The sequence below is a fragment of the Pseudomonas sp. Irchel s3h17 genome, from assembly GCF_900187505.1.
Taxonomy (GTDB): domain Bacteria; phylum Pseudomonadota; class Gammaproteobacteria; order Pseudomonadales; family Pseudomonadaceae; genus Aquipseudomonas.
In genome coordinates this window covers 216,412-235,784 of the sequence record NZ_FYDL01000007.1, presented here as the reverse complement: position 1 = coordinate 235,784, position 19,373 = coordinate 216,412, and the positions used below count along the sequence as shown (strand labels likewise).

Genomic DNA, 19,373 nt, shown 5'->3' with positions numbered 1-19,373 from the left:
CATTCAACATACTGCCAAATCGTAGATGAAGAAAATGCAAACACGACTTGTGAGCCCACCTTCGAAACAACGACATTTAGCCCGTTGAGTGCCTCGAATGTTCTCGACACCCAGCTAGCTCATTGCAGTGTGCAGATTGCTCGTCGTTCAGCGCCTGGCGCAACCACCCTTCACTCACTGCCTGTACGCGACCACCTATCGCCCATGGTGCCCGCCGCGCTGGCGACTATCAGTGACACCGCACACGCAAGCAACGCAAGCGCAGCGAAAGCGCCCATCACATGCAAGTAAGGCAGTGCGTGATTCCAGGCTCGAGCCACGCCCAGGAAAGAGGCGAATAGCCAGCTGCTCATCGACAGCGCGCCCAAGAGCGCAAGCCGAGTGCGCCCGGAGGCGTGCAACAAGACAAAGGCCCCCTTTTGCAGGAGCGGGAAACCGATTCGATGCAGCAGTGCGCCGTTGAGGGTAAGCAGCGCGACAACGGTCACTTTGGCCCAGAGCTTCTGATTGAGCAGATACGCATCGCCTTCAGCGACATAGCCCTGGAGCACCAGCAGCAGACCACTTCCCCAAAGCGCCCACAGTGCCAGGGTGACAATCTTCTGGGTGTCTTCGATGTACTGACGCTGCGTGAGATCCAGCGCTTCCTTGCGCCAGCTCCAAAGCTTGTGATCGGCCTGCAATACCCGACCCAGGGCAATGCACGTGGCGAGCAGGTGACCGTATACGAGTAGCATTTTCAGCATTGCCTTGACCTTATTGTTATGTGGGCAATGCTCTCCTTGCGACCCTTGATTATGAAACTTAATGATACATATTTACATTTGTGTCCGCAAATTTCAAAACCAATCGTACTGTCGAGGACTCATGCTGCAAAAGCTCACGCTTGGCCAGGCAGCTACACACGAAAACCCGGTGACTGTCGTTTCAAGTCCGGATCGTCTATCGCGTGTCAGTTTGGATTGCGCTGGCCTGCCGCTCTACGTGACCGGCTGCAATCGCAGGAATGAAGAGCTCTCTCGCCAGCGGCTTCAGGGACGAGCTGATTGGGCGGCAGCCAGCGAGGATCGCAATTTGCCACTAGCCCGTTTGACGAGTGTGTCTCGTCTGTAAAAAAATCAAACCACTACCAGCCTGTTAATGGACGCTCATCGACACCACTGCGATTCACAGGGCACCCCATCGTGGTCTCCGTCCCTGCATCACAACGTGTAGATACGTGAAAGCATGGCGCGGGCCTTTCGGAATGAACATTCGGCCGCGCCGAAGAGAGGTCTGGATGACGAGCACTCCTCGCCATCAACGACATTGACGCGATCAGTTACTTCGGCTGAGCTGCACATTCTGGCTCGTGCATTCGGTGGTGCTGACAGTCCCCATGAAAGCATTCATCTTCACGGCGCACTTTTCAATGTTCAAGCCGTTACGTCCATCACTCGAGATGTTGGTGACATAGGGGCCCGCGGTCGTGCAGCCGGCCAAGACAGCGAGCAGGCCCAAGGTAATGATAGTGGGTTTCATATGAGTCCTTTCTAACCGCGGCCTGAGCCAATGAGTTTGCCGAAACCGGTAGTGGGGTCGGTTAAACAGTGCTTGCTTGTAGCCCCTCGAAATCGATCGTACTGCCAAACACTCACATTCAGCGGAATGACCCCATATCTTGAAACTGATGATCCAGTGCCAAATCCAATATTGAGGTTTAGCCAAAAGCGTAGACCAACCCGAGTGAAGCACCACTGTCGCATTCGGTCACGGAGGGTGGCGCCTGACTCACCCTCCCCTATTCAGGCGCTACTCGCGCCAGACTGCTAAGTAAGCAGCGTCAGGTTCGGGACAATGCAGTGGTCAGGGACTGGAGTCAGACAAATGCCAGCGTCGGAGACGTTCGGACCGTTCAAGCAGCGATTCCGGCAGCCTTGATCTGCCCATGGTTCACCCGAAACTCGAAATGGTGGCTGGATGCCGGTACTACACTGGGTTCGAAGGCAGGACCGCCCCCTCGGGAGGGAGAACAGTGGATAGCCTGACGAAACTCAGAGTGACCTTGACCATCGGCGCACTGGTTGGACTGGTCCCCGTCACGCTGCTTTTTATTCTGGCAGCCCTCTACTTTTCCCTGGCGGTGCTGACAATGACTCTCCAATACCCTCTCCTCTTCTTTTTCATTTTGGGCCCTTACTGTGTGTCTCTGTTCTGTATTTGCACGGGTTGGAAAATCTATGCGATCTCAATGTGCCTAAGCCCTGAAATCCGGAACAGGCGCGCGCTCATTGCAGGGCTCATAGTGGGCTTCATCTGGGGCTTGGCCTGGGTAAAATCCGGGTTGCTGCCCCCAGACTTTTGGTATGTCTTCCTGCTTCCAAGCATCACCGCGACTGCGATGCTTGCAGTGACCTTCAGCAGAATCGCTTCGGCGCAAAAGCGGGCCCGTGATACTCGGTAGGTATCGACCCAACATCCGCGCGGTCTTGCTAACTTCGCCGCCCTTTCCCGTCACAGCCACACTGACAGTGCAACAAACAGTTCGCAGTTGGATGGGCCGCTACCCGTAACCCACCCCCAAAATAATCATCTTGGCCCAATGACAGTCGCCTCAACGCGCCTATCCCATGTGCCCCGCCAAACCGCCAGCTCCCTATACGTACCATCGCAAACCACAGAAACGACGAAGGCCCCATAAGGGCCTTCTTCTTTGCAGCTGCGTTTCAGAATGCGGTGACGCGAAGTTCAACGCGACGGTTGGGAGACAGGCATTGAATCAGGGCAGGCTGAGACATTGCCCCTTCACACGCCATGATCGGGTATTCGGCGCCGACCCCTTGAGCCTGGATGACGCGGGGCTGCACACCCTGAGCGATCAGGAAGTCGCTAACGGCGCGCGCACGTTGTTGCGACAGAACCAGGTTTGCTTGCGGGGTGCCGATTCGGTCGGTGTGCCCGATCACTTCGACTTTATCAACGGTCTTGCTTGCCAATTGGCTGGTAAAGCGTTCAAGGCTGCTGCGCGCCTCAGGCTTCAACGTGTCGCGACCGAAATCAAAAGCGGCGTCGCTCTGCAAAGTAACGTCAGTGAACTGACGCTTTTGCACGACAGGAGCGGTAGCGCCCTCCTCGGCGTTGATGTTGAGCACCTGGGCGCAGGATTGCGGCAAGAACAGATACGACTGCGCGACTTTATTGTCGTCGAACATCACCTTGTACTGGCAGACCATCGGCTCGGTGGTGCCGGGCTGTGGGAACTTGAAGATGTAGTCCCACTCGCGGACGTTGAACATGGCTTCGGAGAAGTGCGGCAAACCAATCAATTCATAGAGCTGCGGCTTGGTCAGGCCCGGCACGACCTTGCGCAAATTCTCCACGTTCACATAACTGCCTTCGGTACGGCTGGCATCCTTCAGCGCCGGGAACACCGGAGCGCTGGACTTGCCATTACCATCGACGTGGCTTGGGTTGGTACCACACGCCGTCAACGTCGCGGCCACGAAACCGCACAGAAGCAGGCTCACCATACATTTATTGAGCTTTTGCATAAAATTCTCAAAACGATAAAAAGGGAGAGAAGCCCGGCTTACGCCAGGCTCTGGATCAAAGTGAACGGATTACCACTGATAGCCCACGCCAACCGAGGCGCCGAAATCGCGCTGGGTGTTGGTAGTGGCTTGCAGCTTGGTGACCCACCGGCCGTTATCGGAGATCCGCGACACGCCCAACGCCATCGCCGATTGACCGCGATAGGTGCCCATGGAACCGGAGGTCATACTTGCACCCGCGGTATAGGGTTGAGGCAGCGCGGCCATGGCCATTGCACCGGCGACACCTGCACTCAAGTCGTCATCCAACTCTTTGATATCCTTGTGCAACGAGTTGTAGACCGAATTGGTGTAGGCATTGGCCTTGTTGGTCACGTCCGACAGACCGCTGTTCAACTGGCTAACGTTGACGGCGTCCGTCGACGCCGTCCCGGCCGCCACGTTAGTGATCTGCCGCTCACGGCCTGCCGCGCCTACCGAAACACTGTTGGTGCGATCAGCCACCGAGTTGGCACCCAGGGCTACCGAGTTGTCCGCCTTGGCGTTGGAACCATTGCCCATGGCCGTCGAGTTGTTACCCGCAGCAATAGCTTGGCTACCGACGGCCGAGCTGTGCTTGCCTGATGCCTTGGCACCCGCGCCGCCAGCCACCGAGTCTTCGCCTGTCGCTGACGGTTTCGCCAGCTTGCTGGTGTTGTTGGCTTGGAACATGCCGTCGGTGCCGTTTTGCAGGTTAGTGACATTGGTCACCGCCTGGGTTACACGGTTATCGACGTTGGTCACCCGCGCATCCTGATTCGCAACGGAGGTGTTGATCGTGCTGATGGAGTCATCCGTGTATTTCTTCGACTCGGCCACAGCGCCATCCAGCTGACGCAGGTTGACCGCATCGGTGGCTTGCTTGCCGTCCGCGACATTGCTGAGGCTGCGGTTTTCGCCCGCTGCCGCATTGCCAATGGAAACCGTTCCGGATGTCGAGTTACTGGCACTGGAGTACTTGCCGGTGTAGGTTTCAGCACCGCGGCCGCCATCACTGGCACCTTCACCCAATGCAACACTGCCGTCAGCCGAAGACGCCGCACCATTGCCCATGGCAACAGAACCATTACCCGACGCATTCGCACCATTACCCGAAGCCACCGAACCACCACCCGACGCGACAGCATTCGGCCCCATGGCAATCGACTCGGCGCCACTGGCCGTTGAGTCAGCACCTGACGAATTGGCGCGGAAATACTTGATGCCGCCGCCGTTGGTGATGCTGTTGATGTTGCCTTCGATATTGGTCACCCGATTATCGATGCCGGTGACTTGCTGACCCAAGGCATACACCTGCGAACCGTTGACCGCATCCGTGGAATTAGCGCTCAGATCCCCCGCGCCGACGTTGGTGATCTTGTTGACCGTGGTACCGCCATGGCTCGCACTGAAGGCACCCAGGCTGGAATCCCACTGCAGCGCGTCATTGGTGAGCTTATTGATGTTGGTGGTGTTGTTGGTCACCTGGGTATTGGTTTGATTGAGCTGCGACATGTTCACCGCATCGCTGTCACCTACACCATCCGCCACGTTGGTGATTGTGGTGCCGCCGGTGTGGGTGCTGTTGTCGTAGGTACTGCCACCCAGGGTAATGGTGTTGTGGGTACTGTCGTCGTACTTGACTGCATCGGCCACAGAGGCAGCGGCGCCTGCAGCGACTGCTTTCAATTGCTCGACGTTAACCGCATCCGCATTGTCTGCACCGGCCGACAGGCCAGTGATACGGCGATCACCGATGTTGACCTCACCGGTCGCCGTGCCGCCGACCGAATAAGCCTGGTGACCCAGGGTGCTGCCGTCCGCAACCGAGCCTGCGCCCAGTGCCACGCTACCGTCAGCGCTAGAGATTGCGCCCATGCCGATGGCCACTGAATCCTGACCCGAAGCAACCGAATCGGTGCCGGTCGAGTTGGCGTGGAAGTACTTGGTGCCAGTCTCATAGATGTTGGTCAGCGCGTTACCCAGGCTGGTGACACTGTTGTTGGTGGTATTGAGCTGCGACATGTTCACCGCATCGCTGTCACCTACACCATCCGCCACGTTGGTGATTGTGGTACCGCCGGTGTGGGTGCTGTTGTCGTAGGTACTGCCACCCAGGGTAATGGTGTTGTGGGTACTGTCGTCGTACTTGACTGCATCGGCCACAGAGGCAGCGGCGCCTGCAGCGACTGCTTTCAATTGCTCGACGTTAACCGCATCCGCATTGTCTGCACCGGCCGACAGGCCAGTGATACGGCGATCACCGATGTTGACCTCACCGGTCGCCGTGCCGCCGACCGAATAAGCCTGGTGACTCAGGGTGCTGCCGTCCGCAACCGAGCCTGCGCCCAGTGCCACGCTACCGTCAGCGCTGGAGATTGCGCCCATGCCGATGGCCACTGAATCCTGGCCCGAAGCAACCGAATCGGTGCCGGTGGAGTTGGCGTGGAAGTACTTGGTGCCGGTCTCGAAGATGTTGGTCAGCGCGTTACCCAGGTTGGTGATCGTGTTGTTGGTGGAGAACAACTGCGAACCGTTCACTGTGTCAGTGCTTGAAGCAGACAGGTCACCAGCGGCTACGTTGGTGATCTTGTTCGGGCCAGTACCACCGTGGTTAGCGTTGTAGGCGCCGTTGCCGCCATTAGCCGCTGGATCCCACTGCAGCGCATCGTCCGTCAATCTATTGATGTTCGTGGTGTTGGTGGCGATGTCTGTGGTGTTGAGGGTTACCTGTTTGTTGGTGGCGTTCAGTTGTGAACCGTTCACCGCATCGGTGCTGGTGTCGCTTAAACGGCCTGCGGCCACGTTCGTGACGGTACGCTCGGCGCCTACATCGCCCACGCTTACCGTACCCACGGGCGCCTGGCCAGCAAAGGTGTAGTCATTACCACCGATGGTTGTACCGCTGGTGCCCGCGGTTACCTGAGTTTTCGCGCCGTCACCCAGGGCGACGCTGCGGTTCACATTCGCCACTGCGCCCATACCTATCGCAATAGCATCGGTACCGGTCGCAGACGAGTCCGTACCCGTAGAGTTGGCGTGGAAGTACTTGGTGCCCTGGTTGTAGATGTTGCTAACGTTATCACCCAGGTTGGTGATGCTGTTGTTGGTTTCGGTCAACTGAGAGTAGTTCACCGCATCACTTGGAGCCTTGCCATCCGCCACGTTGGTGATGCTGGTGCCACCGATGTGGGTGCTGTTGTCGTAGGTACTGCCACCCAGGGTAATGGTGTTGTGGGTACTGTCGTCGTACTTGACCGCGTCTGCGTCGACAGCAGAGATTGCCTGATTGGTCGCGTATAGCTGGCTGCCATTGATGGCGTCGGTACTGGTGGTACTGACCTGACCCGCCGCTACGTTGATGATCTGGCGCTCGCCGTTGACTGAACCCACGCTCACTACACCTGACGGCGACCCGCCCGCGTAGTTGTAGGTAGTGCCATTGATGATGCCCGTGGGCGTAGCCACCATTGCTCTGTCGGTACTGTTGTTGCCTAGCACCACACTGTTGCCCTGCGTGGTCGTGACGTTATTGCCAACCACGAATGTGTTGTCATTCGAGATCGTGTTGCCGTTACCCAGACTGTAGCTGTTGTTGCCGGACACTCCGTCAAAATTGAAGGTGAGCCCGGTACCGATGGCTCCGGAGTTACTGCCTGTCACCACGTTCTGGGCGCCGATGCTGATGCTGGTCGAGCCCTCGGCACGAGTAGCAGTGCCCAACGCGATGGCGCTCGATCCGGAGGCTTTTGCCCTGTCCCCTATCGCCGTGGCTCCCGAATTGCTCGCCACCGCTATATTACCGATACCCGTGCTGTTGTAGCCCGATGCGGTGGTCCAAGTACCTAATGCGACCGCGTTCGTACCCGAAGCAACCGGAGCATTACCGATACCGACAGCGCTGTAGCCGGTGGCCTTGGTACCTGAACCAATAGCAACCGTATAACCTTCGGTAGCAACAGCCGAGAAACCCAAGGCCAAAGACTTCACGATACTTGTGTTACCACTGACGCCAGAAACCGCGCCTTGACCAAGCGCCATACTTTGCGATCCAAAGGCTGACGAGCCATCACCGAGCGCGATGGCGTTATACATTTGCGCCGACGAATTCTGGCCTATGGCTATCGCGCCGCCTATGTGCCCATCGGCATCTATAGCGCCATTAGCTTTCGCAGCAGCCCCCAGCGCCAAGTCATTCACTTGTGATGCGCTTGCTCCCTCGCCGCATGCAAGAGCCTTGTCGCCGGAAGCCAAGGGCGCGGTCACCCACACTCCATTTACCAAACAGGTATTGCCCGCATAAGCAACGTTTATGGAACCTGTTCCGAACACTAATACCGCAGCGGCAAGCTTTGTGAGCGAACTCATCTGCTTGCGGTCGCCCATGGCCGGCGCGTCGGTAGTGGTTGCGACGCGGTTGGCGCCTACGGTAGTGGGCTTGGTCTTGCCAGTTGCAAGTTCGGAAGCAACAACCCACGTATTGAGTGTCGCATTCCAAACCAATTTGAAAATCCTGTTCATTATGTATAAGTCCTACTCAAGTGGGCCGAGGGACCCCAGATGAACTACCCGAGGTGCGGCAACTTTATGTAGGTTTATTCAAATTTAATGTAGGAAACTTCCCAGCGCTCTTTCCTTACAAGCATATTTTTACACACTGCTAACTCACGCCACTCGAGCAGGAAATTTCCTACAAGCAATTGGCTTTTGCCCTACATTCTCAACGCTTTATTTGGCGACGAATTCGGGTATCCACGAGTAGTTTCCGTCTAAACTAACGCCCTGCCGGGATAACTCTATCGAGGGTGAAATTTACAACGGTCACCGGTTTACCTCTCAGGCTCGCTTAACCATTCATGCTTCGCCAAACGACCATCACCGCAAGCTTTACAAGTGGTTGACACAAGGAAGTACCATAACGACCGACCACCCCCTCTCGAATCCGCTCTACCCTCTGGGACAAAAGGATTTCATTCTGGTTTTTCCTGTCGGGTCCGGCATAAAGCCGGTTTATGCCGTGACTGGTTTTCGGTCCCTTTTAAAACGACTGACCTGCCGGCCTCTACGCTTAAGCCAGATTGAGGCTCAGTTCGTCGGCCAGTTGCTCCATCTCCTGTTGCAATGCATCCACCACCCCAGCCAATTGGGAGTCGTCTCGGCCAGCGCAGACCGCTTCAAGATGCTCGCAGCACTGGATCAGTCGTTGAGCCTTGATGATGCGCGCGCCCCCCTTCACCCGGTGAGCCAGGTCAGACAATGCTTTGAGGTCGTGCTTGGTGAACAACCGAATCAACCGCGCCATGTCCTCTTGATTCGCGGTGGACAGTTCATCAATCAGGCTGTTGATCGCCGCTTTATCTCCCCGAGTCAGTTGCTTGAGGCTGCCCAGGTCAATCTCATTGCTCCTCTGCACGGAGGTCTCCACCTCGCTGCGCACCACAGGCACTACGGCATCCAGGCACGCCTTCAACTCCTCCAGCCCGATGGGCTTGAACAGACAATCGTCCATGCCTGCCTCGATGCAGCGGATCCGCTCTTCCTGTTGGGCGTTTGCGGTAAACCCCAGGATCAAACACGGTACGAGGCCTTTGGCGCGCTCCTCTTCACGAATGGCATGAGTCAACTGGTAGCCGTTCATCACCGGCATGTTGCAGTCGGTGATCACCACATCGAAGCATTGATTGCGCCAGGCTTGCAGGCCACGCCCGCCATCTTCGGCATCACTCACCCGGTGTCCGAGGTGGCTTAGTTGCTGAGACATCAGAAGACGATTGGCGGGATAGTCATCGATAACCAACACATTCAGCACATGGTGCTGTGGGGCAATTTCGAGCGGCGTTATCCCGGGCAGTTCAGCCAATGGTTCCAGTGTCGGCAAATTCATGTGTACTTCAACCTTTGTACCCTTGCCGAAAACGCTGCTCATGAGCAAACGCCCGCCCATCATTTCGCACAGCGTCCGACTGATCACCAACCCCAACCCTGAACCACTGCGCCCGGACTGGGTGTTATTACTCGCTTGGGTAAACGGGCTGAACAAACTCTGCTGGTCTTCATCCGAGATGCCAATACCGGTGTCTTCAATGACAAGGACCACGGTCATGAACTGTGGATTTTTGGCGGGGCGTGCCTGCATGCTCAGTCGCACCTGGCCGTCCTGGGTGAACTTGATCGCGTTACTCAGCAGGTTGGAAACAATCTGTTTGAAGCGTAAAGGGTCAATGAGCACATCACTCTGCATTTGGAAGTCCAGATCCAGTAGCAGGCTCAGACGCTTTTGCCGGGCGACACCTTCGAACACCCGCAATACCGACTCCAGAAGCTCACGTAAATTGGCCCGCTCTGGCGACAGGGACAAACGCCCGGACTCGATTCGGGCAATGTCCAGAATATCGCCGATCAGGTCCAGCAGGCCACGAGCAGCGCCAGACGCTACCTCAATCGCAAACCGGTCCGTCACGCCTTGATCAGCCTTTTTCATCGCAAGCTCAAGCATGCCGATGATTGCATTCATGGGCGTGCGGATTTCATGGCTCATCGTGGCCAAAAACAGACTTTTGGCACGATTGGCATCATCGGCACGCTCCTTGGCCTCGTCGGCGACCGCCTTCGCCTCACGCAATTGCCCAACAAGTGCCTGGCGCTCGCTGATGTCAATCCATCCTGCAATCACACCGCCCACTTCGCCCTGACTGTCGCGATACGGCAGCATCCAGTGATAAATCTCCAGTTTACGGCCATCCTGCATCGTTATTTCACGGTCTCGAACCATAGGCGAGCCCTTGCTGATGATCCGCTGGAACTCCTCCTCGTAACTCCTCGCGTCCTCGGGGTAGAGCAACTTCACTGTTGCCTTGCCAATCACCGCCTCGCGCTCTACCCCAAAGGCCTTGAGGTAACTGGAGTTGCAAATCAGCAAAACCCCATTCCGGTCCCGGACATAAATCGGATGGGGTGTACCATCGATCAAGACCCGCATGAATTCCAGTTGCTCGTTGAGTGCACGCTCAGCCTCATCGCGCCTACGCAACGCCATCTTCATATAGGCAATCCATACCAACGCCAGCACCAACAGCACCAGAACCCCACAAATAGCCTGGATGAAGAGCGTTCTGTTACGCGTCCAATAGCTGTCTTCGATCATCACGTCGTTACGCCAGCGATTCGTGACCTCATCCATTTCCTCGGGCGGGATGCTCAACAGTGCCTTGTCGAGAATGGAGTGGAGTTCCAACGCTCCACGGCTTGTCGCGAAGGCCATGCGCGCGAGGTCGTTACCGATGGTGCTGACGACTCGCAACTGTCCGTCAAAGCGATGATTGACCGTGTAATTGCTGACGATCAGCGGACCCACCATGGCGTCAGCCTCCCCGCGTACGACCATACTCATCGCGTGTTCCGAGTCGTCAGCATCCACTAGTTGGATGTTTGGAACGTTGCTCGTCAGCCATTCGTGCATGTCATTATTGCGACTCAGCGCCAAGCGCTTGCCCGCCAGTTTTTCCAGCGAAAAAGAGATGTCGGCATTCGCTTTGGCTATCAGCACATAGGGCGAAGTCAAGTAAGGTCGTGTGAAATGCAGCATACGCTCGCGCTCCGAACTCGGAGTGAGCGTTGCTATGAATTCAGAATCATTGTTGCCAACATTTTCTACCATCGCAGAAACCGCCGGCATTACCCGAATATCAAACTTCAACCCTGTGCGGAGCGATACTTTGCTCAACACATCACTGGCAATACCTACAAACTCGCCATTTTTGTTGAAGAATGACAAAGGCGGATAACCATCCACTACATTGACCCGTACACTCGGATGCTCATCCAGCCATCGCTGCTCACTGCCACTAAAATTCAGGCGCTGTTTACCTGGCATGCTCTCCCCGCCCGCCCCCCAACGGTTCATGATTTCCATGCGAGCACTCACGGGAATCGCGTTGATCGCCGCATTGACGACACGAATCAGGGTTCGGTTTGCGTTATTCATTGCAAAACTGAAATCGCGAACCTCCATGCGGGAGAAGTCCGCCAACTCGACATTGCTAATAAAGTTATTATTGATCAGATAATTGGCGCTGACAGAATCGCCAAGATAAACATCCGCCTGGCCAAACGCAACAGCACCAATGGCGCTCAGCATCGAGGGATAAACTTGCAAGGTCGCATTAGGGTAAAAAGCCCGTACGGTATCGGGAGAAATGTAGTGGTAAAGCATGGCAATGGTCTTGCCTTGCAGGTCAACCGGCAAATCACCGCTGTCACCCTTGCGGGTGATCAATGTGGGTTTGTCATTGGCATAGGGATGACTGAGCACTATGTTCGGAGACTGCGTCTCGAACTCATTGGCCGTCCCGACAAAATCCACTTCTCCTTTTCTGACCGCGTCTAAAACCTCGCCGCGATTGGCATACCGGCGAATTTCAACCCTGACCCCCAAAAGCTCGGCAACCAACTGCGCATAGTCAACCGTCACCCCTTCCATCTGATCATTATTGTTCGTCATATCGAACGCCGCGTAATCAGGAGCGGAGGCACCCAATACCAATACGCCCTTGCCGCGCAACCAACGCCAATCTCTCCCATCGAGCGTTACGTGGTAAGCACCGTTGACGCTCGATCGGCTCAACAAGCTCAGCGTGCTTGGCTCTGCCATTACGGGAGAGCTGAAATTGGCCGCAATAACCAGCACGACCACCGACAGACAGAATGAAAGGGACTTCATCATTTAGAGCAGATCATTGCGTTTGGCGAAATCGGCGAGATACACCACTGACGTCACATTGAGCTTCTCGATCAGCCGAGCCTTGTAAGTACTGACGGTCTTGTTACTCAAGAGCATAATGTCACCAATTTCTTTATTACTGAGCCCATTTGCCAGTTGCTTAAGAATTGCCAGCTCTCTATTCGAGAGAGAATCAATCAGCTCGTCATCGGTTGCACTTCCATCACTGCGACGAACAGAAATGGCCTGCAAGTCTGGAAAATAGCTATAACCGGACATAATGACCTTGACGCCCCTGGCCAGCTCATCAAGACCATCGGTTTTGGAGATGTAACCCGCCGCACCGGCACTCATACACCTCATAGAATAAAATCGTGCAGACAACGAGGTTAATACCATGATCCTGGTGGAGACCTGCAACGCTCGAATACGTCGAATAACTTCCAGACCGTCTAGCTTCGGGATAGTGATATCAAGCACAACTATGTCGGGTTTATGCTCAATAATCAGTTGAACGGCATCGACGCCATTATCGGTTTCCGCGACGACTTCAAAACCTTCATGCGCCAGCAGCATTTTGACTGACGAACGTATAAAAGGATGATCATCTACAACGATTACTTTTAACATATTAGTCCCTGTTGACCCCCAAGATAACCACGGCGCAATGGGTGATTTGAACACCCACATCCAAGCCAACAGACAGCTTCACTACCTCTCTATGATCGGCAGGTGTGAGGCTATCATTAGCGCTTGTTACAATTCATTTACTGGAGTCTTTCGCGCAGCCAGTTTCGAAGTCCCTTGGCGTACATCGGACGTCCCAGGAAAAACCCCTGCCCCTCTTCGCAGCCCATTTGCACCAATGAGTCTCGAACCCATTTGCTGCCGATGCCTTCGATGACCAGGCTCATGTTCAGCGACTGAGCCAGCGCCAGCGTGCTGGTCACCATGGTTTTACTGAAGGGGTGATGGAGGGTATTTACAAATTTCTTATCAAGTTTTATCTGGCTGAAAGGGAGATGGCAGAGCAGTTGCAGTGAAGAAGCCCCCAACCCGAAATCGTCAATTGCCAGACCACAACCGAGCATACGCAAGCGCAAAAGGTTGTCCCGCGCCTTGGGATCCAGATCAAGCAGATCGCTTTCCGCCACCTCGAAAATCAATAACGAGCCTGGAAGTTCATATCGCTTAAGGGCGTACTGTATGTAATCAGCCAAATCGTCCGAGGCCAGCTGCGAGGCATGCAGATTGAACGCGATATCGACATTCGTGTTTTGCCTGCGCACGTCGCTTAAAAAGCTCAGGCCCTGCTCCAGAACCTGCTCGAACATTTCGTCAATCAGGTTGTGTGCCAACACCTCGGCCAGAAAATCACGAGGCAACAACAAGCCCCGCGTCGGATGTTCCCAACGGACCAGCGCCTCGACGCCTGTAAAGGTGCCCTCGCGCAAAGTGAGCTTGGGCTGATACCAAGTCTGGAACTCACCTTGCGCCAATCCCCTGCGGATATCATAGGCGCAAGGTGCTTGTTTCGACTTCTCGGGCTCTACCTTCGATTCCCCCCAGCGTTGCCGGTATTGCTGAATTATCCGATGCAAGGGGCGCATCTGCATGGGTTGGCTCATGACCCCGAGCAGCTCCAGGCCGACTAAAAGCGCCGTTCTCTCAAGTGCACGACTCACCGTAGGCTGCAAGGTGCCGCATAGCGCTACGGCCCGGACCATTCCTGTTCTCGCCGCCTGTTGAAGAAACTCCAGATGATCAAGGTCTCTGCCAGCCAAGTCACACAACACGATATCAACGCCACCGGAGGTCTCTAACTCACGCAATGCCTGCCTGGCATCAGTCGCTTGAAGGATATCTGTCACGCCCAATCGCCGGAGCATCATTACATGGATTCTGCGCGTAAACGCGTAGTCATCCAGCACCAGAACCCTCGGGTATTTCATTTTTGGTCAATCGCTCTACTAGTTCCAGGAAGCGTTGAATACTGGTTAAAAAGAAGTACGTTCGCCGTAGGAAACAGCCCCCTATCTTGTAGGGGTTTTCCCAGAGCACAGCTGCGGCGCGATCAATGAGGTACGGCCGTACGGATTTCACCCTCGACCAAGCGCGCAGCGCTATTGCCCAAAGGGTCCTCGGTATTCAAGTCAGCACCTTTGCTCACCAGGGCATCCAGCAATTCCACCCGCTTAAACAATCCGGCGTACATGGCGGCGGTCTGGCCAGCACCGTTGCGCTGATCCGGGCTGCAATCAGTCGCAAGCAAGCGCCGGGCGATTTTCATCTCGCCCTTGAAGATGCTCCCCATCAGAGCGGTATTACCTCTTTTATCCTGAGCACAGGCATCCGCACCCGCCGCCAACAATTGCTCGACCGCTTGGGCCTGACCGTGATAAGCGGCCAGAATCAACGCGGTGTAGCCCTTATCGTCCTGCGTATCGAGGGAGTAGCCCGCCGCTATAAAGGTGTTGAGCATCTCGACGTCGCCCCGGCGTGCGGCGTCGAAATAGTAAGCCTGTAACTGCGCCTTCATGACGACCGGATTCGTTGGCACCCCCCGTTCAGCACCCGCCCCGGCATAAGCGCCCAGCGACCAACAGGCTAAAAACAGCGAAACATACATGCGCATGAAGTGATTCCTCTGTCTCGGAACGACGTCATGCCCACCACGGCATGGCGTCGGATTGAGTACGATGCGATCAGTCAGTCAGCTTGGTTGCCAGAGCCTTGACTCGAGCCAGGTCGCCCTTGGCGACCTTGGTCACACCGGTGCCGTATTCCGGATCTGCCTTATAGAGGAACGACAGCATGATGTGTTTGCTCTCGTCATCGGTATTGGCCAATGAACCGCCGAAATTTTCGATCAGATCCTTACGCTCCTTCGTCGTGAAAGAACGATACAGATCGCCCGCCTGCTTGAAGTTCTGCTCGCGCTGGATCTTCGCTTGCTGGGTGCTACCCGACAACGCCAGTTGGCTGTAACGTGCGGCGTGCAGCTCCTCACGGGGCATCAGGCGGCTCGGCTGGTAGTTCACACCGGTACCGGTGCTGGCGGTATTCATCGCGCCATCCTGATTACCGTTGTTCACAGCGACTTTCGGCGCGTTGATCGGCAGTTGCAAAGCGTTGGCGCCCAGGCGATACATTTGCGTATCCGCATAGGAGAACACCCGCCCTTGCAGCAGGCGGTCTTCCGACGGTTCAATACCTGGCACCAGGTTGGCCGGAGCCATGGCCACCTGCTCGGTTTGCTGGAAAACGTTGGCTGGATTGCGGTTCAGGACCATCTGACCGACTTTACGCTCAGGCACACCCGGCCAGATTTTTGTGGCATCCAGCGGGTCGAAATCGAATGTCGACAGGTCCTGTGGGTTCAATACCTGAACATACAGATCCCATTTGGGGAAGTCGCCCTTCTTGATATGGGCAACCAGATCGTTAGTCATATGACTGTAATCACGACCTTGAACTTCAGTGACCTGTTTCGGATCAAGATTATTGATGCCCTGCAGACTTTTCCAGTGGAATTTCACGTAATGCACTTCGCCTTTGGCATTAATCAACTTGTAGGCGTGCACTCCATTGCCGTCCATTTCCCGGTAACTGGCCGGAGTCCCCGAGTTTGAATACAGCTCGGTCAAGGTACGGGTAGCTTCCGGTACATGGGAGAAGAAATCGAAACGGCGTGAGTCATCATCCAGATTGGTTTGTGGATCAGGTTTGAACGCGTGGACCATGTCCGGGAACTTGATGGCATCCCGAATGAAGAAGGTTGGGAAGTTATTGCCCACTAGATCCCAATTGCCATCCGCCGTGTAAAACTTGGTGGCGAACCCCCGTGGGTCACGCAGGGTTTCCGGTGAGTGATTGCCATGCACCACTGCCGAGAAGCGCACGAACACCGGTGTAGACTCACCCACAGCGAAAACCTTAGCCTTGGTAAGATCACTCAGGCCGTCGGTGACGGTGAAAGTACCATGGGCACCGGTTCCTCGAGCGTGCACTACCCGCTCGGGGATACGTTCGCGGTCGAAACGCTGAAGCTTCTGGATCAACTGAACATCTTGCAGCAATACCGGACCGACTGTGCCCGCAGTTTGTGAGTTCTGATTATCACCCACCGAGGCACCGTTATCACGGGTCAGCGTAGCGGCCTGTACGGAAAACGAAAGCAGACTCGCGGCAAGAGCGCCAAGTATGCGTCGTTGGGAAAAAGCCCCCAGGCCAGTCGTGGTAGTCATTGGAGTTCCTCTGATTTTATAGGGCGCATCCATATGCGCCCCCCCAGAGACTAATGACCACATGGTCAGACTATAAATTGAAAGACTTGAAGAGCGTGATAGATAAAAACATCTGGCTTGATTAGCCCAACCTGAAAGTATTGCACCACCCCCTTCAGCGCTATCAAGCGCCGCTAGTGGTTTGCGATCAGCCGTTTCCACAAACGCTGATCCTACTCTCGCAGGCAAAGACATTGCCCACTGAGCCGCTGCCAAAACCACGGCAACCCAACGCGCTCAACTTCGATGTCGGCACCCTGCTCTACCAATGGGTCGGTGTCGGTCTGACTTAGATCCACGGCATGGCGTGAATCGGCAAAGCCAAGGCGATCACAGCTACCGCTCGAAAGATCGCGGTCCTGTTCTACGACGCCATGCGTTTGTGCATGAACTATCAAGATCCCGGGGCAGATCACTACGAACGAAAATATCGGGAGCGAGTAGTAAAAGGTCTACATCGACGCGCGACTGAGTTTGGATTCACGCTGCAACCAACCGAGGGGGTTTCTCAGGAGACTGAGAATTGTCCTACAGACCGTGAAAGATTGGTGGACATACACTCGCGAATAATTGCACGGACGCAGGTCAACCATACACCCATGTCTAAGGTAAACGAGACAGAATGTGCTATCTAGTATTCATCGTCATAGCCGTAATCACTTCCACCCTTGGATTATCGCTGTATGGTTGGTATCGCCATCTTCAAGCCGAATAGGATGACGTTGCTCAGCAAGCATGCCTTGGCATCCTGCCAACCGAACACACCCCTCGTATCAGTTAGACTCCCACGTCCAAACGGCATCGGCCAGCAGCACCAACAGCCTATCGAAAATACCTCACCTCGTTTAGATGCAGCCCCCAGAGCGCCCAGACAGCCCGCCCAGTAGAGATGCCCTGCAAAAAACCCTTGGGCATTACCCGCCCTGCCGGCTCCCTGTGACCAAGGGGCTTCGCCATCCAGTAGATGAATACTGATGCCGTCGAATGTATGACGACAGGCGAAATCCAGCAGGTCAATCGGTCGGCATTGGCTGGCCCGCTGCCTTGTGGCGCAGCTATGCAGCAAACGCCACCGGATTAACGGCAGGCCGCCCCCTGGGCCTGGCCCATGACGCAGTGCTCGGCGTTATGCCAACTGCCAGTCATACTGTCGCCATTGATGCTGGTCGCTGACCTGTTTCAGCGCTGGCGCGGGATTGACGACACACGCATGCTGGACCGCGTGCAATAGCGGCAAGTCATTCACCGAGTCACTGTAGCCATAGCTGCCTTGCAAGCTGTTGCCATGGATCTGCAGCCACGCCTGCAAGCGTTCTACCTTGCCTTCCCGAAAACTGAGCACCCCTTCGGTTGCGCCGGTAAAGCTGCCGGCTACCTGTTCAAGTTCGATGGCGATTACCTCGTCCACGCCCAGCATGGCGGCGATACGGCGGACGATAAAGTCAGCCGTCGCCGAGATGATCAAGAGTTTGTTTCCCCGTTGACGATGCCACTCGATTTGTCGACGCGCGGCTGGAAATATGCGCGTGGGAATCATGCTGGAGACAAAGTCATCGGCCCATCGCTCCACTTCGCTGACGGCCACGCCAGACAACGGCTGGAGCGTAAAGTCCATGTACTGCGCCATGGACAGTTCGCCCAGATGATAGGCGTGCATCATCGCCTGCTCGGTGACCAGCATGTCGGCGGCGGCCACTCCGCGCTTCACCAGGTAGCGCAGCCAGAGACTGGAGCTGTCGCAATCGATAAGGGTGTCGTCCATGTCAAAAATAGCCAGCGTCGTCATGCGACCTCCTGCAGTTCTTCCCGATTGAACAGCAAGTCGAGTTGCGCGCCCGCCGGCAGCAAGGACCCAGAACTGCGATTGAGCAGATCGACCATCAACGAACAACCCTGCGCATCGACGTGATAACGGATGACGTTGCCGAGCAGTTGATGGTGACGTACCGTGGCGCGGCACGGTGCGCCCAGATGCGGGCCATAGCTGCGACCGGCTTGCGCCACATGGATCGCTTCCGGCCGGATTGCCAGTTGCCCTTGTATGTGCAGGCCAAGCAGTCGTTGCGCCTGGCTGGCGTCCAGCAGGTTGTAGCTGCCCATGAAACGCGCGACAAAACCATTGGCCGGTCGCGTGTAGATGGTCTCGGCGCTGCCTTCCTGTACGATGCGACCGCCATCCATGACGATGATGCGGTCGGACAGCATCAGCGCTTCTTCCTGATCGTGGGTCACGAAAATGGTCGTCAGTTTCAGCTGCGACTGGATCCGCCTGATCTCTTCCTGCAGGTGCTTGCGGATGCGTGCATCCAGTGCCGACAGCGGTTCATCCAGCAGCAGGATGCGTGGTCGCACCACCAATGCCCGTGCCAGGGCGACTCGCTGACGCTGGCCGCCGGAGAGCTGGCTCACGAATTTGTTCTCGTGCCCCTGCAATTCAACCAGGCTCACCGCTTCGGCCACGCGCTGCAAGGTTTCCTCGACACAGACGCCCTGCATGTTCAGGCCAAAGGCGATATTGCCCGTCACCGTCAGGTTCGGAAACAACGCATAGCTCTGGAACACCATGCCGATGCCACGTTTCTGCGGAGCAACATGGGTAATGTTATTCCCCGCCACATGGATCTGACCGCCATCAACCTCAGTCAACCCTGCGATACAGCGTAACAAGGTCGACTTGCCGCAACCGCTGGGGCCGAGCAGGGTCAACAGTTCGCCTTCCTTGATAGTGAAACTGATGTCGTCAAACACCCGGGTCTTGTCCGGGCTTTTGCCGAAAGATTTAGATAACTTGGAGACTTCAAGATAATTCATCGCACTGTC

General features: G+C 55.8%; 11 protein-coding genes. 1 reads left to right on the top strand and 10 read right to left on the bottom strand.

Going from position 1 to position 19,373, the window contains the following annotated elements; all coding sequences use genetic code 11:
• Positions 1 to 170: 170 nt before the first annotated feature.
• Positions 171 to 746: a hypothetical protein gene (locus CKW25_RS12400; RefSeq protein WP_095079533.1), complete on the bottom strand. Its 576-nt coding sequence runs from the start codon at positions 744 to 746 to the stop codon at positions 171 to 173.
• A 1,268-nt stretch (positions 747 to 2,014) separates the two neighbouring features.
• Here CKW25_RS12400 and CKW25_RS12390 point away from each other — a divergent pair.
• Positions 2,015 to 2,443, top strand: a complete 429-nt coding sequence (locus tag CKW25_RS12390) for a hypothetical protein (protein ID WP_143497313.1) — start codon at positions 2,015 to 2,017, stop codon at positions 2,441 to 2,443.
• 262 nt (positions 2,444 to 2,705) lie between these two features.
• On the opposite strand, the gene CKW25_RS12385 is transcribed toward CKW25_RS12390, so the two are convergent.
• From CKW25_RS12385 to CKW25_RS12340, 9 genes are all read right to left on the bottom strand, one after another.
• Complete coding sequence (locus CKW25_RS12385; RefSeq protein WP_172736498.1) at positions 2,706 to 3,506, bottom strand: OmpA family protein; 801 nt, start codon at positions 3,504 to 3,506, stop codon at positions 2,706 to 2,708.
• Positions 3,507 to 3,599: 93 nt separating this feature from the next.
• A complete protein-coding gene (locus CKW25_RS12380; RefSeq protein WP_095079525.1) occupies positions 3,600 to 8,069 on the bottom strand; it encodes a YadA-like family protein in 4,470 nt (1,489 codons plus the stop codon).
• A 547-nt stretch (positions 8,070 to 8,616) separates the two neighbouring features.
• Positions 8,617 to 12,270 (bottom strand): transporter substrate-binding domain-containing protein, encoded by a 3,654-nt coding sequence (locus CKW25_RS12375; RefSeq protein WP_095079524.1) that lies wholly within the window; start codon positions 12,268 to 12,270, stop codon positions 8,617 to 8,619.
• A complete protein-coding gene (locus CKW25_RS12370; protein WP_095079522.1) occupies positions 12,271 to 12,897 on the bottom strand; it encodes a response regulator transcription factor in 627 nt (208 codons plus the stop codon).
• 137 nt (positions 12,898 to 13,034) lie between these two features.
• Positions 13,035 to 14,198: an EAL domain-containing protein gene (locus CKW25_RS12365; RefSeq protein WP_172736495.1), complete on the bottom strand. Its 1,164-nt coding sequence runs from the start codon at positions 14,196 to 14,198 to the stop codon at positions 13,035 to 13,037.
• Between the two features lie 143 nt (positions 14,199 to 14,341).
• Positions 14,342 to 14,902, bottom strand: coding sequence for an ankyrin repeat domain-containing protein (locus CKW25_RS12360; RefSeq protein ID WP_095079520.1), 561 nt, complete (start codon positions 14,900 to 14,902; stop codon positions 14,342 to 14,344).
• Positions 14,903 to 14,972: 70 nt separating this feature from the next.
• Positions 14,973 to 16,514, bottom strand: a complete 1,542-nt coding sequence (locus CKW25_RS12355) for a catalase (RefSeq protein ID WP_095079518.1) — start codon at positions 16,512 to 16,514, stop codon at positions 14,973 to 14,975.
• A 1,165-nt stretch (positions 16,515 to 17,679) separates the two neighbouring features.
• The gene (locus CKW25_RS12345) at positions 17,680 to 18,339 is read right to left on the bottom strand and encodes an HAD family phosphatase (RefSeq protein WP_095079517.1); all 660 of its coding nucleotides are present in this window, start codon (positions 18,337 to 18,339) and stop codon (positions 17,680 to 17,682) included.
• Entirely contained in the window at positions 18,336 to 19,364 is a 1,029-nt protein-coding gene (locus CKW25_RS12340; RefSeq protein WP_095079515.1) for an ABC transporter ATP-binding protein, read from the bottom strand. Before CKW25_RS12340 ends, CKW25_RS12345 begins: the two co-directional genes overlap by 4 nt.
• Between the last annotated feature and the right edge of the window lie 9 nt (positions 19,365 to 19,373).